A 26,263-nucleotide genomic window follows, 5' to 3' on the forward strand; every position below is an offset into this window, starting at 1 on the left:
TTCAGACCTCCTTTTTTATCAACAATTTAGCAGACTTATTAACCGGATGTTGACAAAAACTTGCTTCGCCTTTCTTAAAATGGTACATTTGCTTTTATAGAAAAAGTACTTTTTTCTTCATTATTTATTAATTTTTCAAGGAATTAACAGAGAAACCGAGCTATGCGTCAGCTAAAAATAACCAAATCCATCACCAACCGGGAAAGCCAATCTCTGGAAAAATATCTCCAGGAGATCGGTCGGGAAGAATTGATCACAGCGGAAGAAGAAGTTCGTCTTGCGCGTAAAATCAAGGAAGGTGACCAGAATGCACTTGATCGTCTTACCAAAGCCAACCTTCGTTTCGTTGTTTCGGTAGCGAAGCAATACCAGAATCAGGGTTTGAGTCTGCCGGATTTGATCAATGAAGGCAACCTTGGACTCATTAAAGCGGCTAAACGTTTTGATGAAACCCGTGGATTTAAATTTATCTCCTACGCTGTATGGTGGATTCGTCAGAGTATTCTCCAGGCATTGGCCGAACAAAGCCGTATTGTACGTTTACCATTGAACCAGGTTGGTTCATTGAATAAAATTTCAAAAGCATACTCCAAACTTGAACAGGAATTTGAGCGTGAGCCTTCTCCGGAAGAACTTGCCAAGATTCTGGACATCCCGACTGAAAAAATTGCGGACACGATGCGTGTGAGTGGTAAACACGTTTCGATGGATGCTCCTTTTGTTCAGGGAGAAGACAATAGTCTGATCGACGTATTAGAAAATCACGATTCTCCACGTGCTGATAATCTGTTGATGAATGAATCGCTTCAAAAAGAAATTGAGCGTTCACTCAGTACACTTACAGAGCGTGAAAGAGAAGTAATAAAATTATTTTTTGGAATCGGAATGCAACACGGATTAACACTGGAAGAAATCGGAGCGAAATTCGATCTTACCCGTGAACGTGTACGTCAAATTAAAGAAAAAGCAATACGTCGCCTGCGTCACAAATCCCGCAGCCGTCTATTGAAAGCTTATCTGGGATAATCTACACCTTCCCTATCCCGCCGGCTTGCCGGCAATTGCGATCAGCTTTCATCTTCGGTGAAAGCTGATCTTATTTAAAACCATTCCTCATTCATCAACATAAAACTTAGCAAACATGGCACTTGATAGTGTAAAAGATGATCCGAAAGTAAATCACAAAGACAAATACGAATCCGAATTAGCGGATTGGATTCAACTGGAAAAAGCGGCAATTGCCCTGATACATGTGGCAGGTGCTCTTTGGTTTGACAAATCAGTGGAACTTGTTCTTTTCCGAAATCAATTGGTTGATCGCAGTGCAAGTGAAATTCTGAATCTGCACCAGTATTCAAAAGAAGTTGTGAAAAAGCCAATCAATGTCCTGGAAACTTTGACTCTTGCCAAAGAAATGAACAAACTTGAACTGGCTCCATCCAGAATCGACATTGGCCGTCTCACTGCAGAGTGGCTTCAGGAGCGCAAGAATTACAAATCAGCAACTGAATTTATCGGAGATAAACTCAACACATTTATTGGAAAAGAGAAAAGAGTAATGATTCCAAGAGATGTTGTGCTCTACGGATTTGGTCGTATCGGCCGTTTGCTGATGCGTGAACTTATATCCCAGGCCGGAAAAGGAGAACAACTCCGTTTACGTGCAGTCGTTACCCGTAACAATAGTGATGAAGATATAACCAAGCGTGGGGATCTTCTCCGTAATGATTCGGTTCACGGATCTTTTCCCGGTACCGTGATTGAAGATTATGAAAACAAAGCGTTGATTGTGAATGGACATACCGTTCATATGATTGCCGCTAACGATCCTGCTACAATAGATTATACGAAATACGGAATCCACGATGCATTGATCATTGATAATACAGGTGTGGTCAGGGATCGTGAAGGCCTCAGTAAACATCTGAGCTCTAAGGGAGTCTCCAAAGTCCTTCTTACCGCTCCCGGAAAAGGTGACGTTCCGAATGTTGTGTATGGTGTGAATGAAGGGAATTTTGATCACCACAAAGAAACGGTGTTCTCCGCAGCTTCATGTACAACCAACGCTATTGTACCGGTGCTGGCGGTTATTGAAAAAACACTTGGAATTGAAAGAGGACATATTGAAACTATCCACTCTTATACCAACGACCAGAACCTTCTTGACAATTACCACGCGAAATACCGACGTGGCCGCTCAGCTGCTCTCAACATGGTGATTACTGAAACCGGAGCGGATAAAGCCGTAGCAAAAGTACTTCCTCCGCTTGCCGGCAAATTGACCGGTAACGCGGTGCGTGTACCAACCCCTGACGTCTCACTTGCCATTTTGAATCTCACTGTACGAAAAGAAACATCGAAAGATGGAGTGAATGAAATTCTGCGCGATGCCGCTTTGAGCGGTGAGCTGGTGGAACAAATTCAATACTCCGTTTCAAATGAATTGGTTTCTTCAGACCTTGTCGGAAACCCTTGCGCTTCAATTGTAGACAGTCCGGCGACTATTGTTTCGAAAGATAACAAGAGCATGGTTTTGTATGTATGGTACGATAACGAATACGGTTACAGCCGTCAGGTAATCCGTTATGCCAAATATCTTGCGGATGTTATACGCCTCCGCTATTATTAATTAAAAAACAGTCAAAAAAAAATCCGGCTTATAATAAGCCGGATTTTTTTTTGACTAAGTAATTTATCGTGGACCAAAATCACGAAGAGTCATTTTGTACTCAAGTCCTTTTACGACGATTCCATTTCTTTTTCCGAGATCATCACGTTCTTTGAATACCATACCTACACCGGTTGCATAAATTTCCTGTCCGTAAATCCTTTCAACAAAATTGTCTTCATCTCTCTGTAAAACGGAAAGTGTAGAATCAAAATCAAAACTACCGAAAGATCTCTCAATGTGAAAGTCTTCATATTCGTACATTTCCTCTTCATTCGTATTGGCATCATTGCCATCCCAGGTCGTAGAACCATTTATAGGAAATGCCAGCTTGTGATAAGGGATATTGTCTTCTGTTCTGTATGCGCTGGACAGCGATAAGTTTTGTGTCCAGACTGAAACAAGTACCCAGTCTTCGCCATCCGAATTTCTTTTGTAACGAAGAAGCACCTGGGTAGGTCTCCCCTGACCATCACTATAAGTTGTATCTAATTCTTCCCGTATCTGAAAATGATAGGCATAGACAGAATCGTCATTGTTGTTATCGTTCTCGGCATGGTAGATTGAATCTACATCGTACTCCACCCATTTCCCTTTTTCTGTTGGAAAATAATTGAAGGAAGGAGAAGGAGGTTTAATGGATTCCTTTTTACATGCCTGCATCATCCCCAGAGCAAACAGGAAAAAAAGTACTCTGAAAGAAATAAAATTAATTGAGTTCATGTGGAACCTGCTTCTCAATGAAGCCTCCTCCAATCACATCGTCTCCGTCGTAAAATACAGCGCTTTGACCCGGTGTTACCGCGGAAACCGGAGCGTGAAAAGTTACCTTCACCCGATCACCGTCTTGCACCAAAGTACTGTGCGCTCCTTTGTCCTTGTAACGAATCCTGGTAAGAGCTTCAGTAGGTTGGTCTAACGCAGGTAATTTTATAAAGTTCAGGCTTTTTACCCACATATCTTGCGTTTGAAGATCCTCAAAGGAACCCAGCACAACAGTGTTCGTATCAGGCTTAATATCAATTACATAAACAGGGTCACCTAAAGCGATCTCAAGACCTTTTCTTTGTCCGATTGTATAAAATGGATACCCTCTGTGATGACCAAGTTTTTCGCCTTTTGTATTCACAAATAAGCCATTAGCGAGCTTTTCTTCTATGCCTTCTACCCTTCTTTTCAAGAAAGCACGGTAATCATTATCGGGAATAAAACAGATTTCATAAGACTCGGGTTTTTGTGCAAGTTCATGGAATCCCATTTCTTCCGCCATTTTACGGATTTCCGGTTTGTGGAAATTTCCAACAGGAAATATAGTTCGGGAAAGGCACTCTTGAGAAACACCCCAGAGTACATAGCTTTGGTCTTTCCATTCATCCTTCCCCTTACTCACGACATATCTTCCATTCAATTCACGAACATTGGCATAATGGCCGGTAGCGATAAATTCGCAATCGAGCATGTCGGCTCTTTTCAGCAAAGCATCCCATTTGATGTGTGTATTGCATTTAACACAAGGATTGGGAGTTCGACCTGCCAGGTATTCATCAACAAAGTTATCGATTACATGATTTCCGAATTCTTCACGGATATCAATGATATAGTGTGGAAATCCCTTTTCTACAGCAATTGATCTGGCATCATTGATTGAGTCCAGTGAACAACAGCCTGTTTCTTTTTTCCCTCCACCGGATGAGTTATAATCCCAGGTTTTCATGGTCATTCCCACCACCTCATAACCCTGTTCATGCAAAAGCATTGCAGAAACAGAACTATCTATGCCTCCACTCATGGCCATTAAAACCCTGCCTTTTTTACTCATTTGGCGAATGCTGAATTGTTAAAATAAAATCGAGGAAAAGCCTGTTATTCAGGCCTTAAGTTTGGCAAAGATACGCTTTCAAAACGTAAAAAAAATTACTTTACCTCAGGAATGGGAACTTCCTTTTCTTCAGGAACAGGGTTAAGTAAAATACCGGCTTTGTATAGATCTTCCCTAATCTTCTCTCCATCTTCCTTATAGATCAACCAGGAACCTTCTCGAAGTCCATTTACATACTTGCCTTTTTGAGATATTTTCCCATTTTCGAAAAACATTGTCAGAGTCCCTTCAAATTCGCCTTTCTTCATCAATCCGTCTACCTTAATATTTCCACTTTCATAAAACTCTTTGTAAGGCCCATGCTTTACATCCGACTTATAGGTAGTTAAATGTGAAATTTTACCATTCGGAAAAAACACTTTCCATGCATTTTCTTTCTTCCCTTTTACATAAAATTCAGTCGCAGAAATACCTCCGCTTTCACCAAAATATGTCCAAAGACTGTCTTTGTTTTTATCAATGTATTTTCCTTTCGCCTTGAGCTTACCGGCATCACTATAAATTTCAGCAAGACATACATCTGACATTCCACGATAAATCATTTTTGCCTGAAGCACTCCATTCTTGTGATACGAATTGAAAGTTCCAATATGAATGTTGTTTTTGTATTTGCCTTCAGAAAATAACGTATCCGTCGGGTAATATTTCCTCCAGAGCCCCTGTTTCTGTCCTTTGTCATCAAGCCTGTTGATAGTATCTCCTTTAAAAACCTGGAAAGTTTGTCCTGACAAATTGAATGTCAACATCAACAGGTAAAATACAACAGCGTTAATACGGATGAATTTCATGAAGGCAAAGATATAGTTCTTAAGACAATAGAATGAACAATTCAAACGAAAAATCGGCCTTCCTATTGTCGTGTTCTTTGGTTTCCGGAACCTTTTGTCTTTGGAAAATTTAATTACATTGCGTCCTGCAAAATCCAATCTACTATGAATACAAACAGTTCCAATTCTGGTCATCCACGTGGGTTATACCTGTTGTTCTTTACAGAAATGTGGGAACGCTTCAGTTACTATGGGATGCGGGCGATTTTCATTCTGTTCATGACGAAGGCTTTGTTCATGGACAAAGCACTTGCCTCAAACATCTACGGCAGTTTTACCGGGCTTGTTTATTTGACACCACTTTTAGGTGGTTACATTTCCGATAAATTCTGGGGAAACCGCAGGAGTATTCTTGTAGGCGGACTTTTAATGGCTGCAGGACAGTTCCTGATGTACCTGAGTGGAAGTCTGGTGACGGATGGCGCGCAAAGTGTGAGCGCTGTTTCCTTTATGTGGATTGGTTTGACACTTCTGATTGTCGGAAACGGATTCTTCAAACCGAATATCTCGACAATGGTTGGACAATTGTATCCAAAGAATGATTCCCGGATTGACGGTGCTTTTACCATCTTCTACATGGGAATTAATATGGGGGCGTTCTTCTCCCCTTTGGTATGTGGTACGCTTGGAGATACGGGAAACATTGCTGATTTTAAATACGGTTTTCTTGCAGCTGCGATTGGAATGTTGGTCAGCACCTTGTCCTTTGAAGTTCTGAAAAACAAACACCTGAAAGATCCTGATGGAAATCCATTGGGTATGCCTAAGGCTAAAATGGATCTTAAAACTTACGCGGTAATCATCGGATCTATTGGTTTGATTTATTTCCTCCTGAATTTTCAGACAATCATGGCTGCCATCTTTGGTGCCGGTGCCGTTGCTGATCCAAATACGTTTGCTCACACCCTTGCGAACATGGACCTGGTGGCCTATCTGATCTACGCATCCATCATTCTTATGCCGATAATCATTCTTTCAGATAAGAGCCTTACAAAAGATGAACGCGAAAGGATTATAGTAGTTTTCATTCTTGCTTTCTTCGTGGTATTCTTCTGGGCTTGTTTCGAACAGGCAGGAGCTTCTCTCACTTTGTTCGCGGATCAACAGGTAGACCGGGCCGTAAGCATCAATATCAGCAAATTTGTAATTCTCGGTTTTACTGTACTTCTCTCCTACTATCTGGCCAAAGCATTTGGTTGGTTTTTTGAATGGAGTAAGAAAAATATCCTTCTGATCCAGGTTATCGCTGCAGGAATTCTTGTAGCGCTCACATTTACCGGTTACATCAACGATTTTCATCAGTCAGAATTCCCGGCATCATGGTTCCAGTCCATTAATCCATTAGCGATTATTGTTCTTGCGCCTGTGTTTACGATGCTTTGGGGTAAGCTGGCAAAAGTCAACATGGAGCCCTCCTCTCCTTTGAAAATGGCAATGGGTTTAGGACTTGTTGCCTTGGGTTATGTGATCATTGCTTATGCAGTACATGGTATTGATCCATCCACCAAGATCGCGATGTTCTGGCTCTTCGCATTGTATATTGTGCATACCATGGGTGAACTTTGTTTATCACCTATCGGATTGAGTATGGTGAGTAAACTTGCGCCATTAAGACTTTCATCACTTATGATGGGTACATGGTTTCTTGCGAATGCCGCTGCGAACAAGTTCGCAGGAACATTGAGCGCTCTGATTCCTCCAGGCGCAGGAGAAGCACCAGCTGAAGCAGCCAAGATCCCAAGTTTCCTTGGCATTGAAATTTCCAATTTGTTTATCTTCTTCTGCGTATTTATCGTCCTCAGTGGCACTGCTGCCTTAATCCTGCTCGGATTGTATAAGAAGCTGATTAAAATGATGCATGGAGTAAATTAATTTCAAATGCAGGAAAAAAATAATTTCAGTGCCGGAGACGAATTCGACTTCGGCACTGTTGTTTTTACAGAAGAAGATATCATTCGTTTTGCGACAGCATATGATCCACTTGATTTTCATCTGAGCAAAGAAGCAGCACGTCAACATTTTTTCAAGGATATCGTTGCGAGTGGACCACATCCATTTCATCATTTTTATAAAAATGTGTGGATACCCAGGTTTGGTAAATCAGTGCTTGCAGGACTTGCTGTGGATAACTGGAGATTTCTAAAACCTGTTTATGCGGGTGAGACTGTTCGTTGTAAAGTTGTGATAACAGAATACACACTTCATCCTGAACACAATTCTGCTTCAGTAAGATGGAACTTCAATTTTTTGAATAAAAAAGATGAATTATTTCAACATTTGGAAATGCTTGTTTTGCATCTTGTGAATACTTAAATTCGTGTAAATCAAAAGAATTTTAAATAAGTTTTCACGTTATCCATCAAAACCGGTACTATGTCTGTTATTCAAAAAATACTTCTGAGTCTTTTCGTTTCATGCTTTCTTATTTCTCCTGTTCATTCTCAGGAATCAGGGAAGAAAAAAGCAGGTATAGAATGGATGGATTTTAAATCTGCTTTGACCAAGTCTTCATCCCAACCCAAAAAAATATTTATTGACGTATATACCGGTTGGTGCGGATGGTGCAAGCGAATGGATGCAACAACTTTTGAAGATCCGGAAGTAGTAGCATATATGAACCAACATTATTACGCGGTAAAACTGGATGCTGAAACCAAAGACACCATTGTTTTCAAGGACAAGTCGTATGTATTCAAACCTGAATACAGGGCGAATGAAATTGCAGCAATCTTCCTGAATGGACAAATGAGTTATCCCACATCCGTCTATTTGGATGAAAAATCTGATCCAATTGGTCCTGTAGCAGGTTATATGACTGAAAAGCAACTTTTACCAGTTTTAAAATATTTCGCTGAAGACCTCTATAAGACAACAAAATGGGACGATTATGTGAGGGAGAATATTAAATAGCTCTTGATTAACTACGTATAATACTGGCATTCATATAATTATACATTTTCTCAAATTCGGATCCATAAGTAATCACATTATCCGTTTTTCAAAGTTGATGTAAACAAGGTTAAAAAACACCAAAAAAAAACGCTGATAGTTGACTATCAGCGTTTCGGGTGAAAGATGGGGCTCGAACCCACGACCTCTAGATCCACAATCTAGCGCTCTAACCAGCTGAGCTACAATCACCGTATTTGTCCGGTTATCCCGAACAGGGCTGCAAAAATATTCATTTATTCTTTTCACACAAGAAAGAAAGTGATTTCGATGTAATTCATGTTAAACAGAAAACATGGAGAAAAGGAAATCAAGGGAGAACAGTACCTTTGCAAAAGCTAATGGAGAAAGAAATTCAGTTGAATGTGGAGGGAATGGATTGCGCAAATTGTGCTCAAACCATCACCCGTACATTACAAAAACGTGGCTTCAAAGATGTACGTGTTGATTTTCTTGCCGGGGAAGTAAAATTTGAGGAAGTTGGCGGAGATCAGATTATGCAGGCTATTGCCGATATCAATGGACTTGGTTACAGGGTAACCGGCAGATCGGATGCAAGCACTGAAAACCACACGGAAGAAATTGATCAACATGATCACTCAAATATCAATTGGAAATTCTATGTCTCTCTGCTTTTTACCATCCCTCTGCTGCTGAACATGGTATTGCCCCATTCCATTCTTGGCAATGGAATGATCCAGTTATTTTTATGTCTGCCGGTGATAAGTATTGGCATCTGGCATTTCGGAGTCAGCGCCTGGAAATCTATCCGTGCGGGTGTTCCAAATATGGACGTTTTAATCGCGATCGGATCCACTTCAGCATTTGTATACAGCTGCGCGGGGATGTTCCTCTATTATGGAAAGCCGGAATTGCATAATTATTTATTCTTTGAAACATCCGCTACGATAATCACCCTTGTGTTTTTAGGTAATGTGATCGAACACAAATCCATCCAACGAACCACTTCCGCTCTGAGGGATTTGAACCAACTCCAGGTTTCTTCTGCAAAAAAAATTGTGATTGAAAACGGGCTTGAAACTCAAATTGACACTCCTATTCATTTGATCAAAAAAGGAGATTTATTACAAGTGAATAGTGGTGATAAAGTTCCTGTTGACGGTGAAATTACCTGGGGAAACGGACTCATCGATGAATCCATGATTACGGGCGAAAGTTTGCCTTTGAGCAGAGAAAAGGGTGAAAAAGTTACCGGGAGCACATTGGTAGAAAAGGGAAATTTCAGGATGATTGCCGAACATGTGGGAAGAGAAACCACACTTGCGCATATCATTGAAATGGTCAAAACCGCACAGCATAGCAAACCACCGATTCAAAAGTTAGGTGATCAGATCAGCGCGATCTTTGTTCCTGCTGTAGTTGGCATTAGTGTTCTGACATTTTTTATCAGTCACTTTATGTTTGACCTGATTATCCAAAATGCTTTGATGAACGCAATTGCAGTGCTGGTAATTTCATGTCCCTGCGCGATGGGATTAGCAACGCCAACGGCTGTGATGGTCGGCCTCGGACGTGCGGCGAAAAATGGCATTCTCATCAAAGGGGGACAAACGCTGGAATCATTTTCAAAAATTAAAACAATAGTTTTTGATAAAACCGGCACTCTGACTACAGGGAAATTTAAAATTTCAAAAATCAATGTACTACAGGGAAAAGAAGAAGATATCCGGGCGATCGCATACTCTCTTGAAAAACACTCCTCTCATCCTATTGCATTGTCACTGACAAAGGAATTGAAACCGACGGGAGACAATCAGGTTAAAATCGAATGGAAAGAAATTAAGGAGGACAAAGGGATTGGAATTAACGCGACAGATTTAAATGGCGATTTGTATAGCATTGGTTCCTACCAGATGGTGAGGCATTTTCACAATGATTTGACTCACAACATTTATATTTTGAAAAATAATGAGCTCATCGCGACGATTGATCTTGAAGATGAAATTAAAAAAGGCGCTGCAGAGACTATTGCAGCTCTAAAGTCAAAAGGTATTGAAGTTATTCTGGTAAGTGGAGATCGAAAATCCGCATGTGAAAATCTTGCGGCTCATCTGGGAATTGAACGGGTATACAGTGAGCAATTACCAAAGCAAAAGCTTGATCTGATTGAATCCTTCACAAAATCAGGACCTACAGCAATGGTCGGAGACGGAATCAACGATGCCCCTGCATTGACCAAAGCAACCATTGGAATTTCACTAAGCAACGCGACAGATGTGGCGATTCAATCAGCTCAGGTTATTTTGTTACATCAGGAAGATCTGCGTATTCTATTGCAAGCATTAAATATTGGAAAAGCGACTTATCAAACTATCCGGCAAAACTTATTCTGGGCTTTCTTTTACAATGTAGTCGCAATACCTTTTGCAGCTTTTGGTTACCTGAGTCCGATGATCGGAGCTTTGTCGATGGCTTTTTCAGATGTAGTCGTTATCGGAAACTCCGTCCGCCTGCGTGCAAAAAAAATCGATTCCTGAAGCTTGATTCATCCAAAATATTTTTCCTGAAAAATCATTCTATCTTTGGATCTTCAGCCGGACATGAATAGCGAAAAAAGAAAAACCGTTTTTCTGATTACCAAATGGTATCCTAACCGATACGATCCACAGCTGGGTGTTTTTATTCAAAAACAGGTTAAGGCAATTTCAGGGTTCGCAGATGTAGTTGTATTTTATGCTCAGTCATTTGAAAATGGCTCCGTCACAAAGACAGAAACGGTTGTGCAACGCGAGGAGGGTATTACCGAATATCTTGTATATTATCCAAAAAGTAAATCGCTGTTTTCACCGGTGGTGAATGCCATTCGTTATTATAAGGCATGGAAAAATACAATGCATTCCATCACAAAAGAAGGAATTCATCCTGACCTCATCCATGCCTATATCTTGTTACGTCCGGTTATTCTTGGCTGGTATCTCTCCAAAAAATTCAGGATTCCTTATATCGTGAGTGAGCAATGGTCGGGTTATGCAACCGGTCGATATCAGCATCAGTCATGGCTTAGAAAAACACTGAGTACTTTTTTCACTAACAGAGCTCAGGGCGGGACAGTTGTTTCAGAATTTTTAAAAAAGAAAATGAATGCTTCGGGATTCCGGAATCCATTTGTTGTTATTCCTAATATTATTGATACTGAAGCTGCGGCCTCTCCTGTAAAACGTATTTGGGAAGGAACAAAAACCAAAATACTGATCGTTGCGGATCTGGTTGATGAGATAAAAAATATCAGGGGAGTGTTGGAAGTTTTCAAGGATATTCAAAGCATTCATAAAAATGTTGAGTTGAAAATTGTTGGAGGCGGAAAAGATGAGGAGGACTTAATAAAATATTCGAAGCAACTAGGATTATTCGGGAACACAGTTTTTTTTGAGGGTCAAAAAAATAATTCAGAAGTATATGATTATCTCAAGCAATGTGATTTTCTTGTGGTGAATAGCCGGTATGAAACATTTTCATTGATTTGTGCTGAAGCAATGAGTTGTGGAAAGCCCGTTATCGCAACGCGGTGTGGAGGTCCTGAAGAATTTGTTACGGAACAAACCGGAATTTTAATTCCGGTTGATGATCCTGAAAAATTAAGGGAAGCAATTTTAAACTTACTTTCTGAACCCGGCAAATTTCAGCAGCAGTTAATTCGTAACTATGCTGAAGAGCATTTTAGTTCCAAAAACGCTGCTTCACTTTTCAAAAAAGTTTATACGAAAGCAATAGAATCATTTTCTTAAAAAACTCAGGATTTTAGAGGCTGAATGAAGGATTTTCTTTGGCTTTAGCCGGGAAAGTCTTAAAGTGACATTCCAATGACAGAAAGGCTTGATTATGACAGTAAAAACATGGTTTCTTTTGTTTGGAATAGCGAAACTTTCATCTAAATTTGTCGGAGAAAACAACAAACCAATTTATTGTCTAACTAAAACCAAGAATCAAATGAAAAAAGGTTTACTCGTCTGCTTATCCCTGGCCATCGGTCTCGGTGCTATGGCGCAGCAGCAAGTACAACGGCGCCTGCCCCAGGGTTTCCACACAGCACCGATGCCGGCTTCTGTGAAGAAACTTCATCATCCAATTGAGCACAAAAGTGTGTTGATGGATAATGGCGTTCCGGTGAACAACAACGCAAGTCGCCAACTTGTAACATCACGTCCTGCACATCGTCTTTCTACGACAAGTGTACAAGAGGAAGTGATTGGTTATACGTATTACGATTTGCAAACGAATGCATCTGCATCACGTCGTCTGAATTACAACGATGACGGATCGTTTTCAGCTGCATGGACATTTTCTCCAAATGCAAATGCCAATTTCCCTGATCGTGGAACCGGTTATAACTATTATGACCCGAATGCTTCTACAGTATCAAAATGGTATTTCACTCCGGATGGAGGAAATGGTGATTACCCTAATCTTCGTACAGAAGGCAGTTACCGTACCGGTTTCGTAAACATCGGTGTTACAGCCAGTGGTAAAGAAATGAGTGTTGGTCACTCTCCTGCTCCTCCCTCAGGTGTTGGACACATGTTATTGAACTGGCGCGCTACCAAAGGTACCGGAGCCTGGACTGCACAAACAACAGCTCTTGGAACAGGTACTAATGATGACACATGGTCTAAAATGGCTGTTTCCGGTGAAGATGTTCATCTCATCTGGCAAGGAACAGGTACTACAGGAAGTACTCTCTATGGTCAGGATGGCCCTATGCTTTATTCACATTCCACTGATGGTGGTCAAACTTGGCCTACTCTCCGTCAGCGTTTGCCGTTAATCGATTCAGCTTTTTATGCTGGATTTGGTGGTGATGATTATGCTATTGATGCAAGTGGAAACGTTGTTGCAATTGTATTCGGTGGTTCTTCTACTGACCTTGGAATTTTGAAATCTATTGATGGTGGACAGACCTGGACAAAGACAATCATCCTGAACTTCCCAATTCCATTCTTCAGCTTTGATTCCATGTTCACTTACCTTGATGGTGATGCAGTTGTGGATACAATGAATTCAACTCCTGGTGATGCTGCAGTAATTATTGACAGTCAGGGTATGGTTCACGTGGTATACAGCGAATTCCGCTGGTTCCGTGACTCTACAACTGCTGCCGGTTTCTATTCTCCACTTTGGGGAACTGATGGTTTGAGATACTGGAATGAAACAATGGGTGCCGGCAATCCTGGAATCCATTTCGCAGAAACTCAGGATCTGGATCACGATAACAACCTGGCTATTTCTGAAGATACAACATGTTCGCTTCCATGGGGTAACTACCGTGGTGGTGTAACAGCTATGCCTTCTCTTGGTATCACTTCTTCCGATGTAATTTTCTGTTCTTACCAGGCATTGGTTGAAGCACCTTTCGCTGATACAGCAGTTTGGAAACAAACCCATCACCACATGTTCATGACAGCAACTGCTGACATGGGTGGTTCATGGGCATTCCCAAATGATATTGTTCCTAACCAGGCATCTGGTGGTGATGGTGAATTTCAGGAAGGCGTTTTTGGAGCTATGGCACGTACTGTTGATGATTACGCTTACGTAGTTTATCAGCGTGACAACGCTCCGGGACATTCTCTTGCAACTGCAGGAACTTGTGACCAGGTGAATAATAACCTCTCTTCAAGCGATATCGTTTTTGCAAAAGTTGACGCTCTTGCATTGGTGGGTATGTCAAAAGTTAATTCAACAGAAATTTTTGTTGGACAAAACTATCCTAACCCATCCAACGGTACTACTTCATTCACTGTAACATTGAAGAAAGCGGCTCCAATTAGTGTTGAAGTGACTGATGTTGTTGGTAAGACTATTCACACCGAAGAAATCTCTTCTGCTGTAAGTGGCACACAAACTGTTACCTTAAACACAAGCAACTGGCAGTCTGGTGTATACTTCTACACTATAACTTCCGGTGCTCAGAAAGTAACAAAACAATTGATCGTGAATTAATTCTTTCTGATCAAAAAAAAACCTCCCGGAATCCGGGAGGTTTTTTTTTGCTTATATTTTTCTTCAGGAATCAGAGCAGGTCACTAAGAGTTGATACACCTAAGATTCTTTCAACGGTAAAACCCTCAGCGTAAGTTACTCCGATTTGTCGTCCAAATTCCCTGGCTCTGGATCCTAGAAATTCCAGAAATTCTTTTGTCGAAATAGCAGTTTCCGGTTCTTTGGAATCGGGATTGTAAAACTGTGATCGAAAAGCCTTGACGCTATCCATTTTTTTCTCCCAAACCCTGGTAACATCCACTACAAAATCGGGTTTGATGTATCGATCCTGAATATAATGGTATAAAACGCGTGTTTTCCAGGGTGCCTGGGGTTTCCCATCAAAAGATGTTTCAACCTTTGCCAAACCGGCTAAAAACATGCTTGTGGACACCATAGAAGCCGCCCGTCCATGATCAGGATGACGGTCTGAAACAGCGTTACAAAGAATGATATCGGGCTGGTATCTTCGAATAGCAGAAACAATGGATAATTGGTGTTCTTTATCATTGGAAAAAAAACCATCTGCAAAATCCAGGTTTATTCTTTCGGAAATTCCCAGAACATTTGCTGAGTCCATAGCTTCCTGAGCACGAATTTCAGGTGTTCCACGAGTTCCTAATTCCCCCTTTGTAAGGTCAACTATGCCAATCCGTTTGCCCTCCTCTCTGAGAAGCAAAAGAGTCCCTGAGCAGGATAACTCAATATCATCAGGATGGGCCCCAAAGGCAAGGACATCTAATTTCATTACAGGATAAGACATAAACAGGCTTTGAATTGGTCAATTTTGTAAAATTATAAAATCAGGTAATATAGAGCACTGTTGGGCATCTTTTTCTAATTTCGAAGAATTAATAAACTCCTTCCGATATGAAAATTTCTTTTCATGGAGCTGCCCGGACCGTAACCGGGAGCAAACACCTGATAACATTGGATAATGGCCGAAACTTGCTTTTGGATTGTGGTTTTTTTCAAGGTCATGGCGCGGATACGGATCCCATGAACCGGCACTTTGGATTTGATCCGGCATCAATTGATTACCTCATATTATCACATGCACACATTGATCATTCCGGAAACATCCCAAATCTTGTCAAGCAAGGGTTTAACGGAAAGATTTATTGCACTGCCGCCACACGGGATATTGCAGCCATCATGCTTGTGGACACTGCTCATATTCAGGAAAACGATATTAAGTACATTAATAAAAAGAGAGGAAAGAAAAATCTGGCTCCACTCTCACCCATTTATTCAATTGAAGATGTTCAAAATGCATTGGAGAATTTTTTCACAATTCCTTATCGCAAGAAATTTACACTTGAAGACGGAATTGAATTGATGTTTACTGATTCCGGACACATTCTTGGAGCAGCTGCCATCAATTTGAATATCCGGGAAAATGGAATAACACACAGAATTTGTTTTACGGGCGACATCGGTAGAGCATCCGATAAAATATTGAAATCACCGGAGCCTTTTCCTCAGTGCGATTATCTCATTTGTGAATCCACGTATGGAAACAGGTTACACGAAACTGCTGAAAAAACGGAAAGCAGATTGCTTGAAATCGTACAGGAAACCTGCATCGAAAAGAAATCAAAACTGATTATTCCGGCATTCAGTCTGGGCCGAACGCAGGAAGTTGTTTATGCATTGAATAATCTGAGAAATTCAAAGAGCCTGCCTTCGATTCCTGTATATGTTGACAGTCCTTTGTCTACCAATGCTACAGCGATCATGCGCGCGCATCCTGAATGTTTCAATGGGGATATGTTGAAAGCGCTGCAAAATGATCCGGACCCATTCGGTTTTGACAATCTGCATTATATTCAACGCGCGGAAGATTCGATAAAACTCAATGATGACAAACGACCAATGATTATCATCAGCGCATCCGGTATGGCTGAAGCCGGACGGATCAAACATCACATCAAAAATAATATCCAAAATCCTGATGCTACAATTCTTCTTGTGGGTTATTGCACACCGGAAAGCCTTGGCGGCAGGCTGGGAAATGGAAACAGTGAAGTATTCATCTTTGGCAAGGAATACAAAGTAAATGCAAGAGTTGAATTAATGAATTCTTACAGTGCTCATGCGGATTACAATGAAATGCAGGAGTATTTATCCTGTATTACTCCCGCAGAAGTAAAAAAGACATTCCTCGTTCATGGAGATTATGATGTCCAGGTCGATTGGAGGGAGAATTTAATTTCCAAAGGTTTCCAGAATATCGAAATACCGGAAAAAGGAAGTTCATGGGAATTGAAATAACTCATCATTTGAATTCTTTCAGGTAATTTCACGAAACAAAACCTTCATAAAAGATTGCTATAAAAAATGAAAAAGGAATTTAGTTGATATGATTAATCAGGTTAAATTTTTGATCCTAAAAGAAATCCGGCTTGAATGGAAGCAAAAATATGCTTTCCAGGGATTGTTACTTTATGTAGTATCAACTGTATTTGTTTGTTACTTGTCATTTCGTCAGATTATTGATCTGCCAACATGGAACGCGTTGTTCTGGATCATCCAGGTTTTTGCAGCTGTCAATGCTGTTGCCAAAAGCTTTATGCAGGAAAGCAGGGGCCGGATGTTGTATTATTATACTCTGGCCAATTCCCGATCGCTCATTTTGGCAAAGACAATTTATAGTTTGCTCCTGATGCTGGTACTTTCAGCCTGCAATTTGTTTTTCTATTCATTATTCATCGGAAATCCTGTCCAGGATTTTCCCATGTTTATTCTGGCAGTGATTCTCGGAAGCTCGGGTTTCGCATCAGTCCTGTCGATGGTAAGTGCAATTGCATCAAAAGCAGGGAACAATGCTACGCTAATGTCAATATTAAGCTTTCCAATCCTGATTCCATTGCTGATGACCACGATACGATTTTCGAAAAATGCAATGGATGGCCTCGCATGGTCTGTCAGCTGGCAATACATCATTATCCTTTGCGCTTTAAATGCACTTGTTTTTGCATTGTCTTACCTCCTATTTCCTTATCTTTGGAGAGACTAAATAGAACATTAGTTCACACCTGAAAATCGGGAACAGATTTTATTTCAAGAGAATGAAATTTTAAAACTGAATTATTCCAATGAGCTCAAAAATTGAATTTGCAGGAATTACATGGTGGAAATGGGTATGTATTTTGTTGCTATTTTATTCACTGATTCAGGGCTTACTGATTCCCGTTCCTCGTCTTCCTATTCTTCACGAAACAATCCGGAATTTATTTTTCCATGTCACCATGTGGTTCGCGATGATCATCATGATGCTGGCTTCTCTCGTTTATGCAATTCGTTTTTTAGGCAGTAATGATCTGGACCTTGATATAAAATCCGAGCAGTGTGCATACACCGGAATTTTCCTGGGAATCCTGGGCCTGGTGACAGGCAGTATCTGGGCAAAAAATACATGGGGAGCATGGTGGGTGAATGATGCGAAGCTCAATGGCGCTGCCGCAACCATGCTGGTTTATCTTGCCTATCTTATCTTGCGTGGATCACTTGATGACGAACACAAACGCGCAAGACTTTCCGCGGTGTATAGCATATTCGCTTTTACATTAATGCTGGTATTTATCATGATCCTTCCGCGTCTGACCGATTCACTTCATCCCGGCAACGGTGGTAATCCCGGTTTCAGTTCTTACGATCTTGACAACAGAATGCGTACAGTTTTTTATCCTTCCGTGATTGCCTGGTCTTTACTTGCCGCCTGGGTCACAGAAATCCGCGTGAGAATGAAAAGGCTGAAACTGAAAAATGAAAATTGATGCGCTTTTTTCTTTGCACTTTACTCACATCATTATTTTTCCCATTTGGAAATGCGAATTGTCAGCAACAATTTCAGGTTACTTATGGAAATACTTCTGAAACAAATTGTGTTGCGATTGATTACTCCCTCAATGGGGGTTATGTGGTGTTGAATGGTTCAGGCACAAGCGGAAATTCATCCGTACATATTCACAAATTAACCGGTTCATTTCAAACAGACTGGTCCATCGCAATTTCAACAGCAGATTCCATTCTCGTACCTGTAATGAGTTCTGAAACTGATGATGGTTCAATCATTATTGCATCAAACGCAGGCAGTCAGAATCAAAATTCCATTCTATTGGTAAAAATTGACAGCTCCGGTTCACTTCTATGGAACCATAAGGTTGACCGAACCCAATATGAAGAGCCCAAAAAATTATTGCCACTTCCCGATGGTTCCTTTTACGTTTGTGGAGTTTCCAATTACAACTCCGGCAGTACACAGAAAGATATTTTATTATCCAAATTTTCAGATTCAGGTCAGCCATTGTGGACGCAGATAATTGGTGGAACGAGAGAAGAAGATCCAACTGCGATCATTCGCACTACTGATGACCAGCTTGCTGTCGCAGGGACAAGCAATAGTTTCAGTAATGGAACAAATTTTTTCCTTTCAAAACTCGACACTGCCGGAAATTATTATTGGTTCAATACCTACCCGCTTGGATTGAACGATACATGCCGGTCTCTTCTTCAAACAAATGATGGAGGATATTTACTTGTAGGTACAGGCGGTAATTCAGGACAAGATATTCTGATTATGAAAACGGATGCAAATGGCTATCTTCAATTTGCACGCACCTTTGATCTTGGTTTTTCTTCAAATTCATTACTTGATGACGGATTTAAAATATTAAGTACTTCCGACGGAGGAATAGCAATTGCAGGAACAACCTGTCTGAGTACAAATCAGTCCAGATTTTTATTCCTCATCAAAATGAGTCAGAACCTGGTGACTGAATGGTTTACAAGTTTTGGATTTCAGTATTCAAATAAATTTTCCGGCATCCTTCAGACACCTGATAATGGCTATTTGATTTCAGGGAGCAGGAAAAATAACTTGACCAACAAAATGGAAGGATTGCTGATCAAAACAGATTCATTGGGAGTGAGCAGATGTTTTGAAACTTCATTGAATAAAACGGACATGGTTGTAAACCCGCTTCAATTTTCAGTAGCACCATCCAGTGTTCCGGTAAGTCTTGCTCTTCACACCGATTCGGTCTATCTCAGCGTTTCTACTCTTGATGTTGATACATCCTGTTATTTAGTAACCGCTACCATGGAAGAAATATCCTCAAGAGTTCCGGAAATTGAAGTCTATCCAAATCCTGTCTTATCATCAACACAATTGTTCATCTCCCCTTCACCTGAGATTCACGGAATTTGTCGCTGGGAAATGACTGATTTTTCCGGCAGCATAATAGCAAGCGGTTTGTGGAACTCATCCGAAGCAGGTCAAAATTTAACAATTGAGACCATCGGGATGAAACCCGGAATTTATTGTATTTCCTTAACTTGCGCTGAGAACGAAGTTCTCGTGCGGAAAAAAGTACTTGTTCTTAAATAAAACACGATATGTTAAAAACAGCCTGGTTCCCAAAGACAATTTTTCTGCTTTTCCTTCTTGTGATATCACTATCTTCCTCAGCACAGACTTCCGATGTTGATATGGCAGATCTGATGAGGGAAAATGGTAAAATTTACGTGGTCATCACAGTTCTGTCTGTAATTCTTGCCGGATTTATCATCAATTTGATCCTAGTAGACCGTCGCTTAAGAAAGCTTGAAAAGCAATCCGGCAAGTAAGGAGAAAGCTTTTTTATTTCAAGTCAGAGGTACGGAATTACTCCAGTTTTTAATGCTAAATTTGCATTCGAAACCGGAAAACCAGATGAAAAAATCACACATCATTGCCATAGTAATCATCGCATTAGCCGTTGCGGCAATCCTGAGTACCGTGGCTGATTCAAGTACTTATGCTTCCTTTAGGGTTGCTGCAGAACATCCATCCAAAACTTATCATGTTGTAGGAAAACTGAACAAAGAAAAGCCGCAGGACTATAACCCGCATGCCGACGCAAATCTCTTCTCTTTCTACCTTGTAGATAACGAAGGCGCTGAAAAAAAAGTGGTACTTCAAAAAGCGAAACCACAGGATTTTGATAAATCAGAACAGATTGTAGTCGTGGGAAAAGTTCAGGATGATTCCTTTGTCGCTTCCGATGTTTTGATGAAATGTCCTTCCAAGTATAACAATCCAAAGGAAGACATGAAAGCAACCACTTCTTTGCGTTAAGCTTTGTCTTTCTAAAACAATCTTATGGACATAAACTATTTGGGAGAACAGTTGATCTGGGGAAAAGCAGGTCATCTGTTGATTGTGCTTTCTTTTACGGCTTCATTATTATCTTCTATCAGTTATTTCTTTGCACTGCGTACAGGAGAAGATTCATGGAAAAATATTGCCCGTAAATCGTTTGCTTTACATTCCTTTTCTATCGTAGGAATTTTTGCTCTCCTCTTTTACCTCATCTTCAATCATCGGTTTGAATATTATTATGTCTGGGAACATAGCAATACTGCCATGCCTTTGCGTTACATTCTTTCCTGCTTTTGGGAAGGACAGGAAGGCAGTTTTCTCTTGTGGATGTTCTGGCATGTTGTATTATCATGGATAGTTATTTATACAGCCAAAGAATGGGAAAATGGTGTGATGTTAATCATTACCATGGTTCAGGTATTTCTCGCTTCAATGGTCCTTGGTATCGTTGTGCTTGGTTATAAAATCGGAACAAACCCATTCGTATTGCTCCGTGAACATCCGGATTTTGCGAATCTTCCATTCATTAAGATGCCCGATTATCTTTCCAAGATAAAAGATGGAAGAGGTTTGAATCCGTTGCTTCAGAATTACTGGATGACCATTCATCCTCCAACTTTATTTCTGGGATTTGCTTCAACTGTTGTTCCATTTGCATTCGCGATGGCAGGTCTGATGAGAAAAAAATTCAAAGAGTGGATCATCCCTGCTCTGCCATGGACCTTTTTCGGGATCATGATACTTGGTACCGGTATTCTTATGGGAGCAGCATGGGCATATGAAGCATTGAGTTTTGGTGGCTTCTGGGCATGGGATCCTGTTGAAAACGCGTCTCTTGTTCCCTGGATGACCCTGGTTGGTCTGGGACATGTGATGTTGATTTATAAACACCGGAATCGCTCCTTACTCTCCTCCTTTATACTCGCGGTCATTACTTTTTTCTTTGTCCTCTACTCAACCTTTCTTACCCGCAGTGGAATTCTCGGAGATTCATCGGTACATGCCTTTACCGATCTGGGAATGTCAGGACATCTGGTTCTGTACATGTTGTTCTTTCTTGTTTTAGCTGCTATTTTAATTATCCGGAACTGGAAATCCATTGTAGAAAAAGAAACTGAAGAACATATTTCATCAAGGGAATTCTGGATGTTTATCGGAATGCTGGTATTGGTCATTGGTGCAATTCAGATCACCTTCACTACCTCTACTCCGGTTATTAATAAAATTTTCGGCAGCAAAATAGCTCCGCCTGCTGATCCTCTGGACCATTACAACCGCTGGCAGATTCCTGTTGCTATTCTGATTTGTTTGCTGATCGGTATTGCTCAGTTTTTAAAATATAAAAAATCGGATTCGAAAGATCTCTTCAAAAAAATCACCGTAAGTATTGTAGTTTCTATCCTGATTACAGGAGTGTGCGCCCTTTTCCTGGGAACTTCGTACCGGATTCATTACTACGGCTTGTTGTTGGCTTCCATTTTTGCAGTGGTTGCCAATGCTGATTATTTGTTCCGCGTAATCAAAGGGAAATGGAGCCATGCAGGAGCTTCAGTCGCTCACATCGGTATCGGATTGATCCTATGTGGGGCTCTCATCTCCAATACTAAAAAGGAGATCATTTCACAGAATGTAAAAAATATTGATCTGGGCAAAGAAATGCCGAATAAGGAAAATATCATGATTGAACAAAAATCTGATACACTTCCTATGGGTAATTACTATGTCACTTATCAGAAATCCGAAAAGGAAGGCGTTCATGTGTATTACACTATTGAATATTTCCAGGTCAATTCTCAAACAGGAAAAAAAGAAAAAGCCTTTGAGCTTCGTCCATTTATTCAATTGAATGAACGTATGGGAAATGTCGCCGAACCCGCGACCAAACATTTTCTCACGAAAGATATTTACACACACATCACTTACGCGGAGCTTGAGAATACCAAGAAACCTGACGGAGAGAGCGATTATCAGGCACCAAAGGAACAGCAATTAGCGATTGGCGATACGTTTGTAACCAGCAACAGCTTTGTAATCCTGGAAGGATTGAACAAGGATCTGGACAAGGAAAAATATCATTTAGAGGCTAATGACCTTGCAGTAGCCGCTCAACTGCGCATTGAAGATGTAAACCGAAAAATTTATCGCAGCGAACCGGTTTTCCTCATCAGAGACATGGCGATTTATACTCAGGATGCTTTTCTGGATGAAATGGGATTGAAATTTACATTCGATAAAATCGATCCTAATACAGGGAAGATCACTTTAAGTGTGAGCGAAAAGAAAGCCAACAAGAAAGATTTTGTCATCATGAAAGCCATTATTTTCCCGGGCATAAACATTCTTTGGCTGGGATGCTTCCTGATGATTATCGGTTCACTCATGGCTTTAAGAAAAAGAATCCGGAAAAATAAAACAGAGCAACCTGTGAAAATCTGATTCCATGAAAGTCGTTTTGATTGGCTCCGGCAATGTCGCTACTCACCTGGGAACTGCATTATACAAGTCCGGTCACACCATTCTCCAGGTGTACAGCCCCACTACTCTGCATGCAAAAAGGCTTGCAAAATCACTGAAAGCGGAATTCACAACAGAACCATCCGGACTACATCCGAAAGCGGATTTGTATTTGATTGCCCTGAGGGATGAAGCCATTGGAGAAATTCTACCTTTTATCCCCGATAAAACCGCCCTGATTGCGCATACCTCCGGCAGTGTCCCGCTGTCAATTTTTCCGAAATCGTTTACCAATTGCGGTGTGATTTATCCTCTACAAACATTCTCACGCGATCGTAAAATCAATATCCGCAGTGTTCCGTTTTGCCTCGAGAGCAGGAACTCTTCAGTCAACAACAGGTTAGCGAAATTCGTAAGTACATTGAGTGACAACATCCATTGGATCAATTCAACGGAGCGCCGTTCCTTGCATCTTGCAGCCGTATTTGCAAATAATTTCAGTAATCATATGTTTGTAATTGCAGAAGAAATCCTTCGCAAGAGTAAACTGGACTTTGATTTATTAAGGCCGCTGATTGCAGAAACTGCAAAAAAAGTTCAGAAACATTCTCCCGGAGAAATGCAAACTGGACCAGCGCGGAGAGGTGACAGTGAGACAATTGAAAAACACCTGAAAGAGCTGACCAATCATCCGGAATACGCAAAAATTTACAAATTGATCAGTCAAAGTATTGAGGACCATAACGGCCCTCTTCTTTAATAAAGGGCACCTCTAAAAACCTCTTTCGGGTGCTGTTAATATAATCCACTGTTTCAATCAAGAAATTTCAATGCTTGATCTTTTTTTGCAATACTTCGTTGTTCGTCAGTCTGATACTTGGTTTCAGTATCATCCTTCCTCACGCCTCATATTGCAAAAAAATCTCAGCGCACATCACCCAAAATAGGTTTTTAGAGGTGCCCTAAATTTAGTATACTTGTTGGCATGAATACAAATTTCAAACAAAGACTAGCCAAAGTAAAATGCTTCATTTTTGATGTGGACGGTGTACTCACCAACGGCTCCTTATTTGTGATGCCTGCGGAATTAATCCGTGTCATGAATATCCGCGATGGTTATGCTTTGCATGAAGCAGTGAAAGCAAGATATAAAGTTTGTATCATTTCCGGAGGTAAATCAGAATCCGTCAGAAGTCGTCTGAACAATCTCGGGGTCACCGATATTTACCTTGGAGTAGATAACAAAAAAGAGAAGCTCGATGAAATCCTCGATGCTTATGATTTACAATTGGACGAAATTCTTTACATGGGCGATGATCTTCCGGATTATCAGGTGATGCAATTGATTGGTGTTCCTACTTGTCCTCAGGATGCTGCGCCGGAGATCCGGGAACTGAGTGTTTATATTTCTCCATATAAAGGTGGTGACGGGTGCGTACGGGATGTGGTTGAGCAAGTTATGCGCTTGCATGGTAACTGGCCATTTCAAAACATTCCTGACAACAATTCTTCCGCTGGATAAAAGAAATTGTCTGTACTATTCGTTCCGATACAAAGCATCCATCCCTTTATTCCGGTATTCAATTTAGTGAACACATAATGTATCTATTCAGATTAGTTCGTTTCCCGAATCTTTTAATGATTGCACTGACTCAATTCCTGGTGAGGTACTGCATCATTATTCCGGCTTTTCAAACTGAATTTAATATCACCGATGAATTCCCTCAGCATTTGTCGAAGTTAGATTTTTCCCTGCTTGTCATTTCAACTTTACTTATTGCAGCTGCCGGCAATATCATCAATGATGTATTTGATATCACAGCTGATGAGGTCAACAAGCCCGGAAAAATTATCGTTGGAAAAAAAATCAGTGCCCAAAGCGCCCAATTACTTTACTTTATACTAAGCGGTTTTGGAATCGTCATTGGTGCTTATCTCGCATGCAAAATTGATCATCCGATGATGGCATTGGTACAGGTCTTTGCTGCAGCTTCACTGTGGATGTATTCTGCCTATTACAAACGCAGAATTCTATCAGGGAACCTGCTGATCTCCTTTTTAAGTGCACTTTCCTTATTGATAGTAGGTTTATATGAACCTGAATTTTACAGGAACTTCGTCTACCTTTTGTTCTATTCTGGTTTCGCATTCACAGTCTCTTTGACGCGTGAATTAATTAAAGACATGGAGGATGTGGATGGTGATGAAATTGCACAGTATAAAACACTTCCGGTTCGATTCGGTGTAAAAAAGACGAAAGGGGTAATTTATTTGAGCATCCTTTTCAATGCCGCAATAATCTATCTCGTATTCAGTACATTTTTTAGGAATAATAATGTCATCAATTTCTGGTGGCTGTTAACGATGTTCCTCGTCCCATTTCTTGCCTTATCCTATCTGATTTATTCTGCGGAAGAAAAAAAGGATTTTTACTATGCCAGCTTGTTTACCAAATTTATTATGCTTGCCGGTATCCTTACAATGATTCCATTTTACGTATACTTTTTGGCCTGAAAAATTGTACACAATACCTCTTTGGTAAAGAATTTGGTTCGGTTGAAAAATTCAGAATTTCTTTCCGTTCTTTAAGCATGATTTAATTCGGACCTGCTGTGGTCTATAAACAAACAACACCTTCAAGCTTAATATGCATTTAATTTTAGGCTCCGGATCGCCCAGACGAAAACAACTGTTGGAAGGCATGGGATTCTCACCTGAGATTAGGGTGAAAGACATCGCGGAAGATTTTCCTGCAGGACTCACCAAAGAGAATATCGCTATCTACCTTTCAAAACATAAAGCCACTGCTTATGTAAATGAATTGAAAGATCAGGATGTATTGCTTACAGCGGATACTATTGTCTGGTGTGAAAATGAATTATTGGGTAAACCGGTGAACAGAACAGATGCTATTCGCATGCTGAGTAAACTGCAGGGACGTGACCACCAGGTGTATACTGGTGTGAGTATTCTCTCAAAGAACTCCTCTGTTGATTTCTTTGATGAAACTACTGTATGGTTCAAATCCCTTTCAGAATCCGAAATCTCCTCTTATGTGGATCATTACCAGCCCTTTGATAAGGCAGGAGCATATGGTGCACAGGATTGTTTGCCACACGGAATGAACCCTTGTTCGGAAGAAGAATTAAAATTTTTAGAACAGATTGGACAAGCTGATTTATTTGAACGTTCTCTTGCAATAGACCCTTCAAAATCGATTGCCATCATAGATCGGATTTCAGGCAGTTATTTCAATGTGATGGGTTTGCCAATAGTTAAGGTATGGAAAGAATTACAAAAATTCATTCCAAAATCTTAGACACATTTGGTGATTAATAAAGATC

At 40.6% G+C, this 26,263-nt stretch carries 23 protein-coding genes and 1 tRNA gene; 19 read left to right on the top strand and 5 right to left on the bottom strand.

The features are described 5' to 3' along the window. The first annotated feature begins 162 nt into the window (after positions 1-162). Positions 163-1,026 carry an RNA polymerase sigma factor RpoD/SigA gene (locus tag IPP86_15510; GenBank protein MBL0139911.1) on the top strand — a complete coding sequence of 288 codons (864 nt, stop codon included), beginning with the start codon at positions 163-165 and terminating at the stop codon, positions 1,024-1,026. Between the two features lie 115 nt (positions 1,027-1,141). Beyond that, positions 1,142-2,629: a glyceraldehyde-3-phosphate dehydrogenase gene (locus IPP86_15515; GenBank protein MBL0139912.1), complete on the top strand. Its 1,488-nt coding sequence runs from the start codon at positions 1,142-1,144 to the stop codon at positions 2,627-2,629. A gap of 63 nt (positions 2,630-2,692) precedes the next feature. Here the strand turns inward: IPP86_15515 and IPP86_15520 are convergent, their stop codons facing one another. The 3 genes from IPP86_15520 to IPP86_15530 form a co-directional block, all read right to left on the bottom strand. Next, entirely contained in the window at positions 2,693-3,391 is a 699-nt protein-coding gene (locus IPP86_15520) for a hypothetical protein (GenBank protein ID MBL0139913.1), read from the bottom strand. Continuing rightward, positions 3,378-4,487, bottom strand: a complete 1,110-nt coding sequence (gene mnmA, locus IPP86_15525; GenBank protein ID MBL0139914.1) for a tRNA 2-thiouridine(34) synthase MnmA — start codon at positions 4,485-4,487, stop codon at positions 3,378-3,380. The genes IPP86_15520 and mnmA overlap by 14 nt, the downstream gene beginning before the upstream one ends. A gap of 95 nt (positions 4,488-4,582) precedes the next feature. Continuing rightward, positions 4,583-5,335 (bottom strand): toxin-antitoxin system YwqK family antitoxin, encoded by a 753-nt coding sequence (locus tag IPP86_15530; protein MBL0139915.1) that lies wholly within the window; start codon positions 5,333-5,335, stop codon positions 4,583-4,585. A 144-nt stretch (positions 5,336-5,479) separates the two neighbouring features. On the opposite strand from IPP86_15530, the gene IPP86_15535 reads away from it, so the two are divergent. Genes IPP86_15535 through IPP86_15545 form a run of 3 tightly spaced genes read left to right on the top strand, consistent with a single transcriptional unit; the run spans position 5,480 to position 8,284 of the window. Further along, positions 5,480-7,246 (top strand): peptide MFS transporter, encoded by a 1,767-nt coding sequence (locus tag IPP86_15535; protein ID MBL0139916.1) that lies wholly within the window; start codon positions 5,480-5,482, stop codon positions 7,244-7,246. Positions 7,247-7,252: 6 nt separating this feature from the next. After that, the gene (locus IPP86_15540) at positions 7,253-7,687 is read left to right on the top strand and encodes a hypothetical protein (protein ID MBL0139917.1); all 435 of its coding nucleotides are present in this window, start codon (positions 7,253-7,255) and stop codon (positions 7,685-7,687) included. A 60-nt stretch (positions 7,688-7,747) separates the two neighbouring features. After that, entirely contained in the window at positions 7,748-8,284 is a 537-nt protein-coding gene (locus IPP86_15545) for a DUF255 domain-containing protein (GenBank protein MBL0139918.1), read from the top strand. A 156-nt stretch (positions 8,285-8,440) separates the two neighbouring features. On the opposite strand, the gene IPP86_15550 is transcribed toward IPP86_15545, so the two are convergent. Beyond that, positions 8,441-8,516 (bottom strand) — tRNA-His (locus tag IPP86_15550). Positions 8,517-8,664: 148 nt separating this feature from the next. Here IPP86_15550 and IPP86_15555 point away from each other — a divergent pair. The 3 genes from IPP86_15555 to IPP86_15565 all read left to right on the top strand — a co-directional run bounded on the left by IPP86_15555 (position 8,665) and on the right by IPP86_15565 (position 14,281). Next, the gene (locus IPP86_15555) at positions 8,665-10,821 is read left to right on the top strand and encodes a cation-translocating P-type ATPase (GenBank protein MBL0139919.1); all 2,157 of its coding nucleotides are present in this window, start codon (positions 8,665-8,667) and stop codon (positions 10,819-10,821) included. A 63-nt stretch (positions 10,822-10,884) separates the two neighbouring features. Continuing rightward, the gene (locus IPP86_15560) at positions 10,885-12,069 is read left to right on the top strand and encodes a glycosyltransferase (GenBank protein ID MBL0139920.1); all 1,185 of its coding nucleotides are present in this window, start codon (positions 10,885-10,887) and stop codon (positions 12,067-12,069) included. A 202-nt stretch (positions 12,070-12,271) separates the two neighbouring features. After that, positions 12,272-14,281: a T9SS type A sorting domain-containing protein gene (locus IPP86_15565; protein ID MBL0139921.1), complete on the top strand. Its 2,010-nt coding sequence runs from the start codon at positions 12,272-12,274 to the stop codon at positions 14,279-14,281. A 70-nt stretch (positions 14,282-14,351) separates the two neighbouring features. Here the strand turns inward: IPP86_15565 and bshB1 are convergent, their stop codons facing one another. Next, a complete protein-coding gene (gene bshB1, locus IPP86_15570; GenBank protein ID MBL0139922.1) occupies positions 14,352-15,068 on the bottom strand; it encodes a bacillithiol biosynthesis deacetylase BshB1 in 717 nt (238 codons plus the stop codon). Positions 15,069-15,190: 122 nt separating this feature from the next. On the opposite strand from bshB1, the gene IPP86_15575 reads away from it, so the two are divergent. From IPP86_15575 to maf, 11 genes are all read left to right on the top strand, one after another. Further along, positions 15,191-16,594, top strand: coding sequence for an MBL fold metallo-hydrolase (locus IPP86_15575; GenBank protein MBL0139923.1), 1,404 nt, complete (start codon positions 15,191-15,193; stop codon positions 16,592-16,594). A gap of 88 nt (positions 16,595-16,682) precedes the next feature. Continuing rightward, positions 16,683-17,339, top strand: a complete 657-nt coding sequence (locus tag IPP86_15580; GenBank protein MBL0139924.1) for a heme exporter protein CcmB — start codon at positions 16,683-16,685, stop codon at positions 17,337-17,339. A gap of 79 nt (positions 17,340-17,418) precedes the next feature. Next, positions 17,419-18,099, top strand: a complete 681-nt coding sequence (ccsA, locus tag IPP86_15585; protein MBL0139925.1) for a cytochrome c biogenesis protein CcsA — start codon at positions 17,419-17,421, stop codon at positions 18,097-18,099. After that, positions 18,099-19,712, top strand: a complete 1,614-nt coding sequence (locus IPP86_15590; protein ID MBL0139926.1) for a hypothetical protein — start codon at positions 18,099-18,101, stop codon at positions 19,710-19,712. Before ccsA (IPP86_15585) ends, IPP86_15590 begins: the two co-directional genes overlap by 1 nt. An 8-nt stretch (positions 19,713-19,720) precedes the next feature. Next, complete coding sequence (locus IPP86_15595; protein ID MBL0139927.1) at positions 19,721-19,951, top strand: CcmD family protein; 231 nt, start codon at positions 19,721-19,723, stop codon at positions 19,949-19,951. A gap of 85 nt (positions 19,952-20,036) precedes the next feature. After that, complete coding sequence (locus IPP86_15600) at positions 20,037-20,441, top strand: cytochrome c maturation protein CcmE (GenBank protein ID MBL0139928.1); 405 nt, start codon at positions 20,037-20,039, stop codon at positions 20,439-20,441. Positions 20,442-20,465: 24 nt separating this feature from the next. Continuing rightward, a complete protein-coding gene (ccsA, locus tag IPP86_15605; GenBank protein MBL0139929.1) occupies positions 20,466-22,901 on the top strand; it encodes a cytochrome c biogenesis protein CcsA in 2,436 nt (811 codons plus the stop codon). Between the two features lie 4 nt (positions 22,902-22,905). Beyond that, the gene (locus IPP86_15610; GenBank protein MBL0139930.1) at positions 22,906-23,679 is read left to right on the top strand and encodes a DUF2520 domain-containing protein; all 774 of its coding nucleotides are present in this window, start codon (positions 22,906-22,908) and stop codon (positions 23,677-23,679) included. Positions 23,680-23,904: 225 nt separating this feature from the next. Continuing rightward, on the top strand, positions 23,905-24,441 hold the full coding sequence (locus tag IPP86_15615; GenBank protein MBL0139931.1) for an HAD-IIIA family hydrolase: 537 nt from the start codon (positions 23,905-23,907) through the stop codon (positions 24,439-24,441). Between the two features lie 116 nt (positions 24,442-24,557). Next, on the top strand, positions 24,558-25,433 hold the full coding sequence (locus IPP86_15620; GenBank protein ID MBL0139932.1) for a geranylgeranylglycerol-phosphate geranylgeranyltransferase: 876 nt from the start codon (positions 24,558-24,560) through the stop codon (positions 25,431-25,433). 133 nt (positions 25,434-25,566) lie between these two features. Next, entirely contained in the window at positions 25,567-26,238 is a 672-nt protein-coding gene (maf, locus tag IPP86_15625) for a septum formation protein Maf (protein MBL0139933.1), read from the top strand. Positions 26,239-26,263: the final 25 nt, after the last annotated feature.

Source organism: Bacteroidota bacterium (assembly GCA_016720935.1).
Taxonomy (GTDB): domain Bacteria; phylum Bacteroidota; class Bacteroidia; order AKYH767-A; family 2013-40CM-41-45; genus JADKJP01.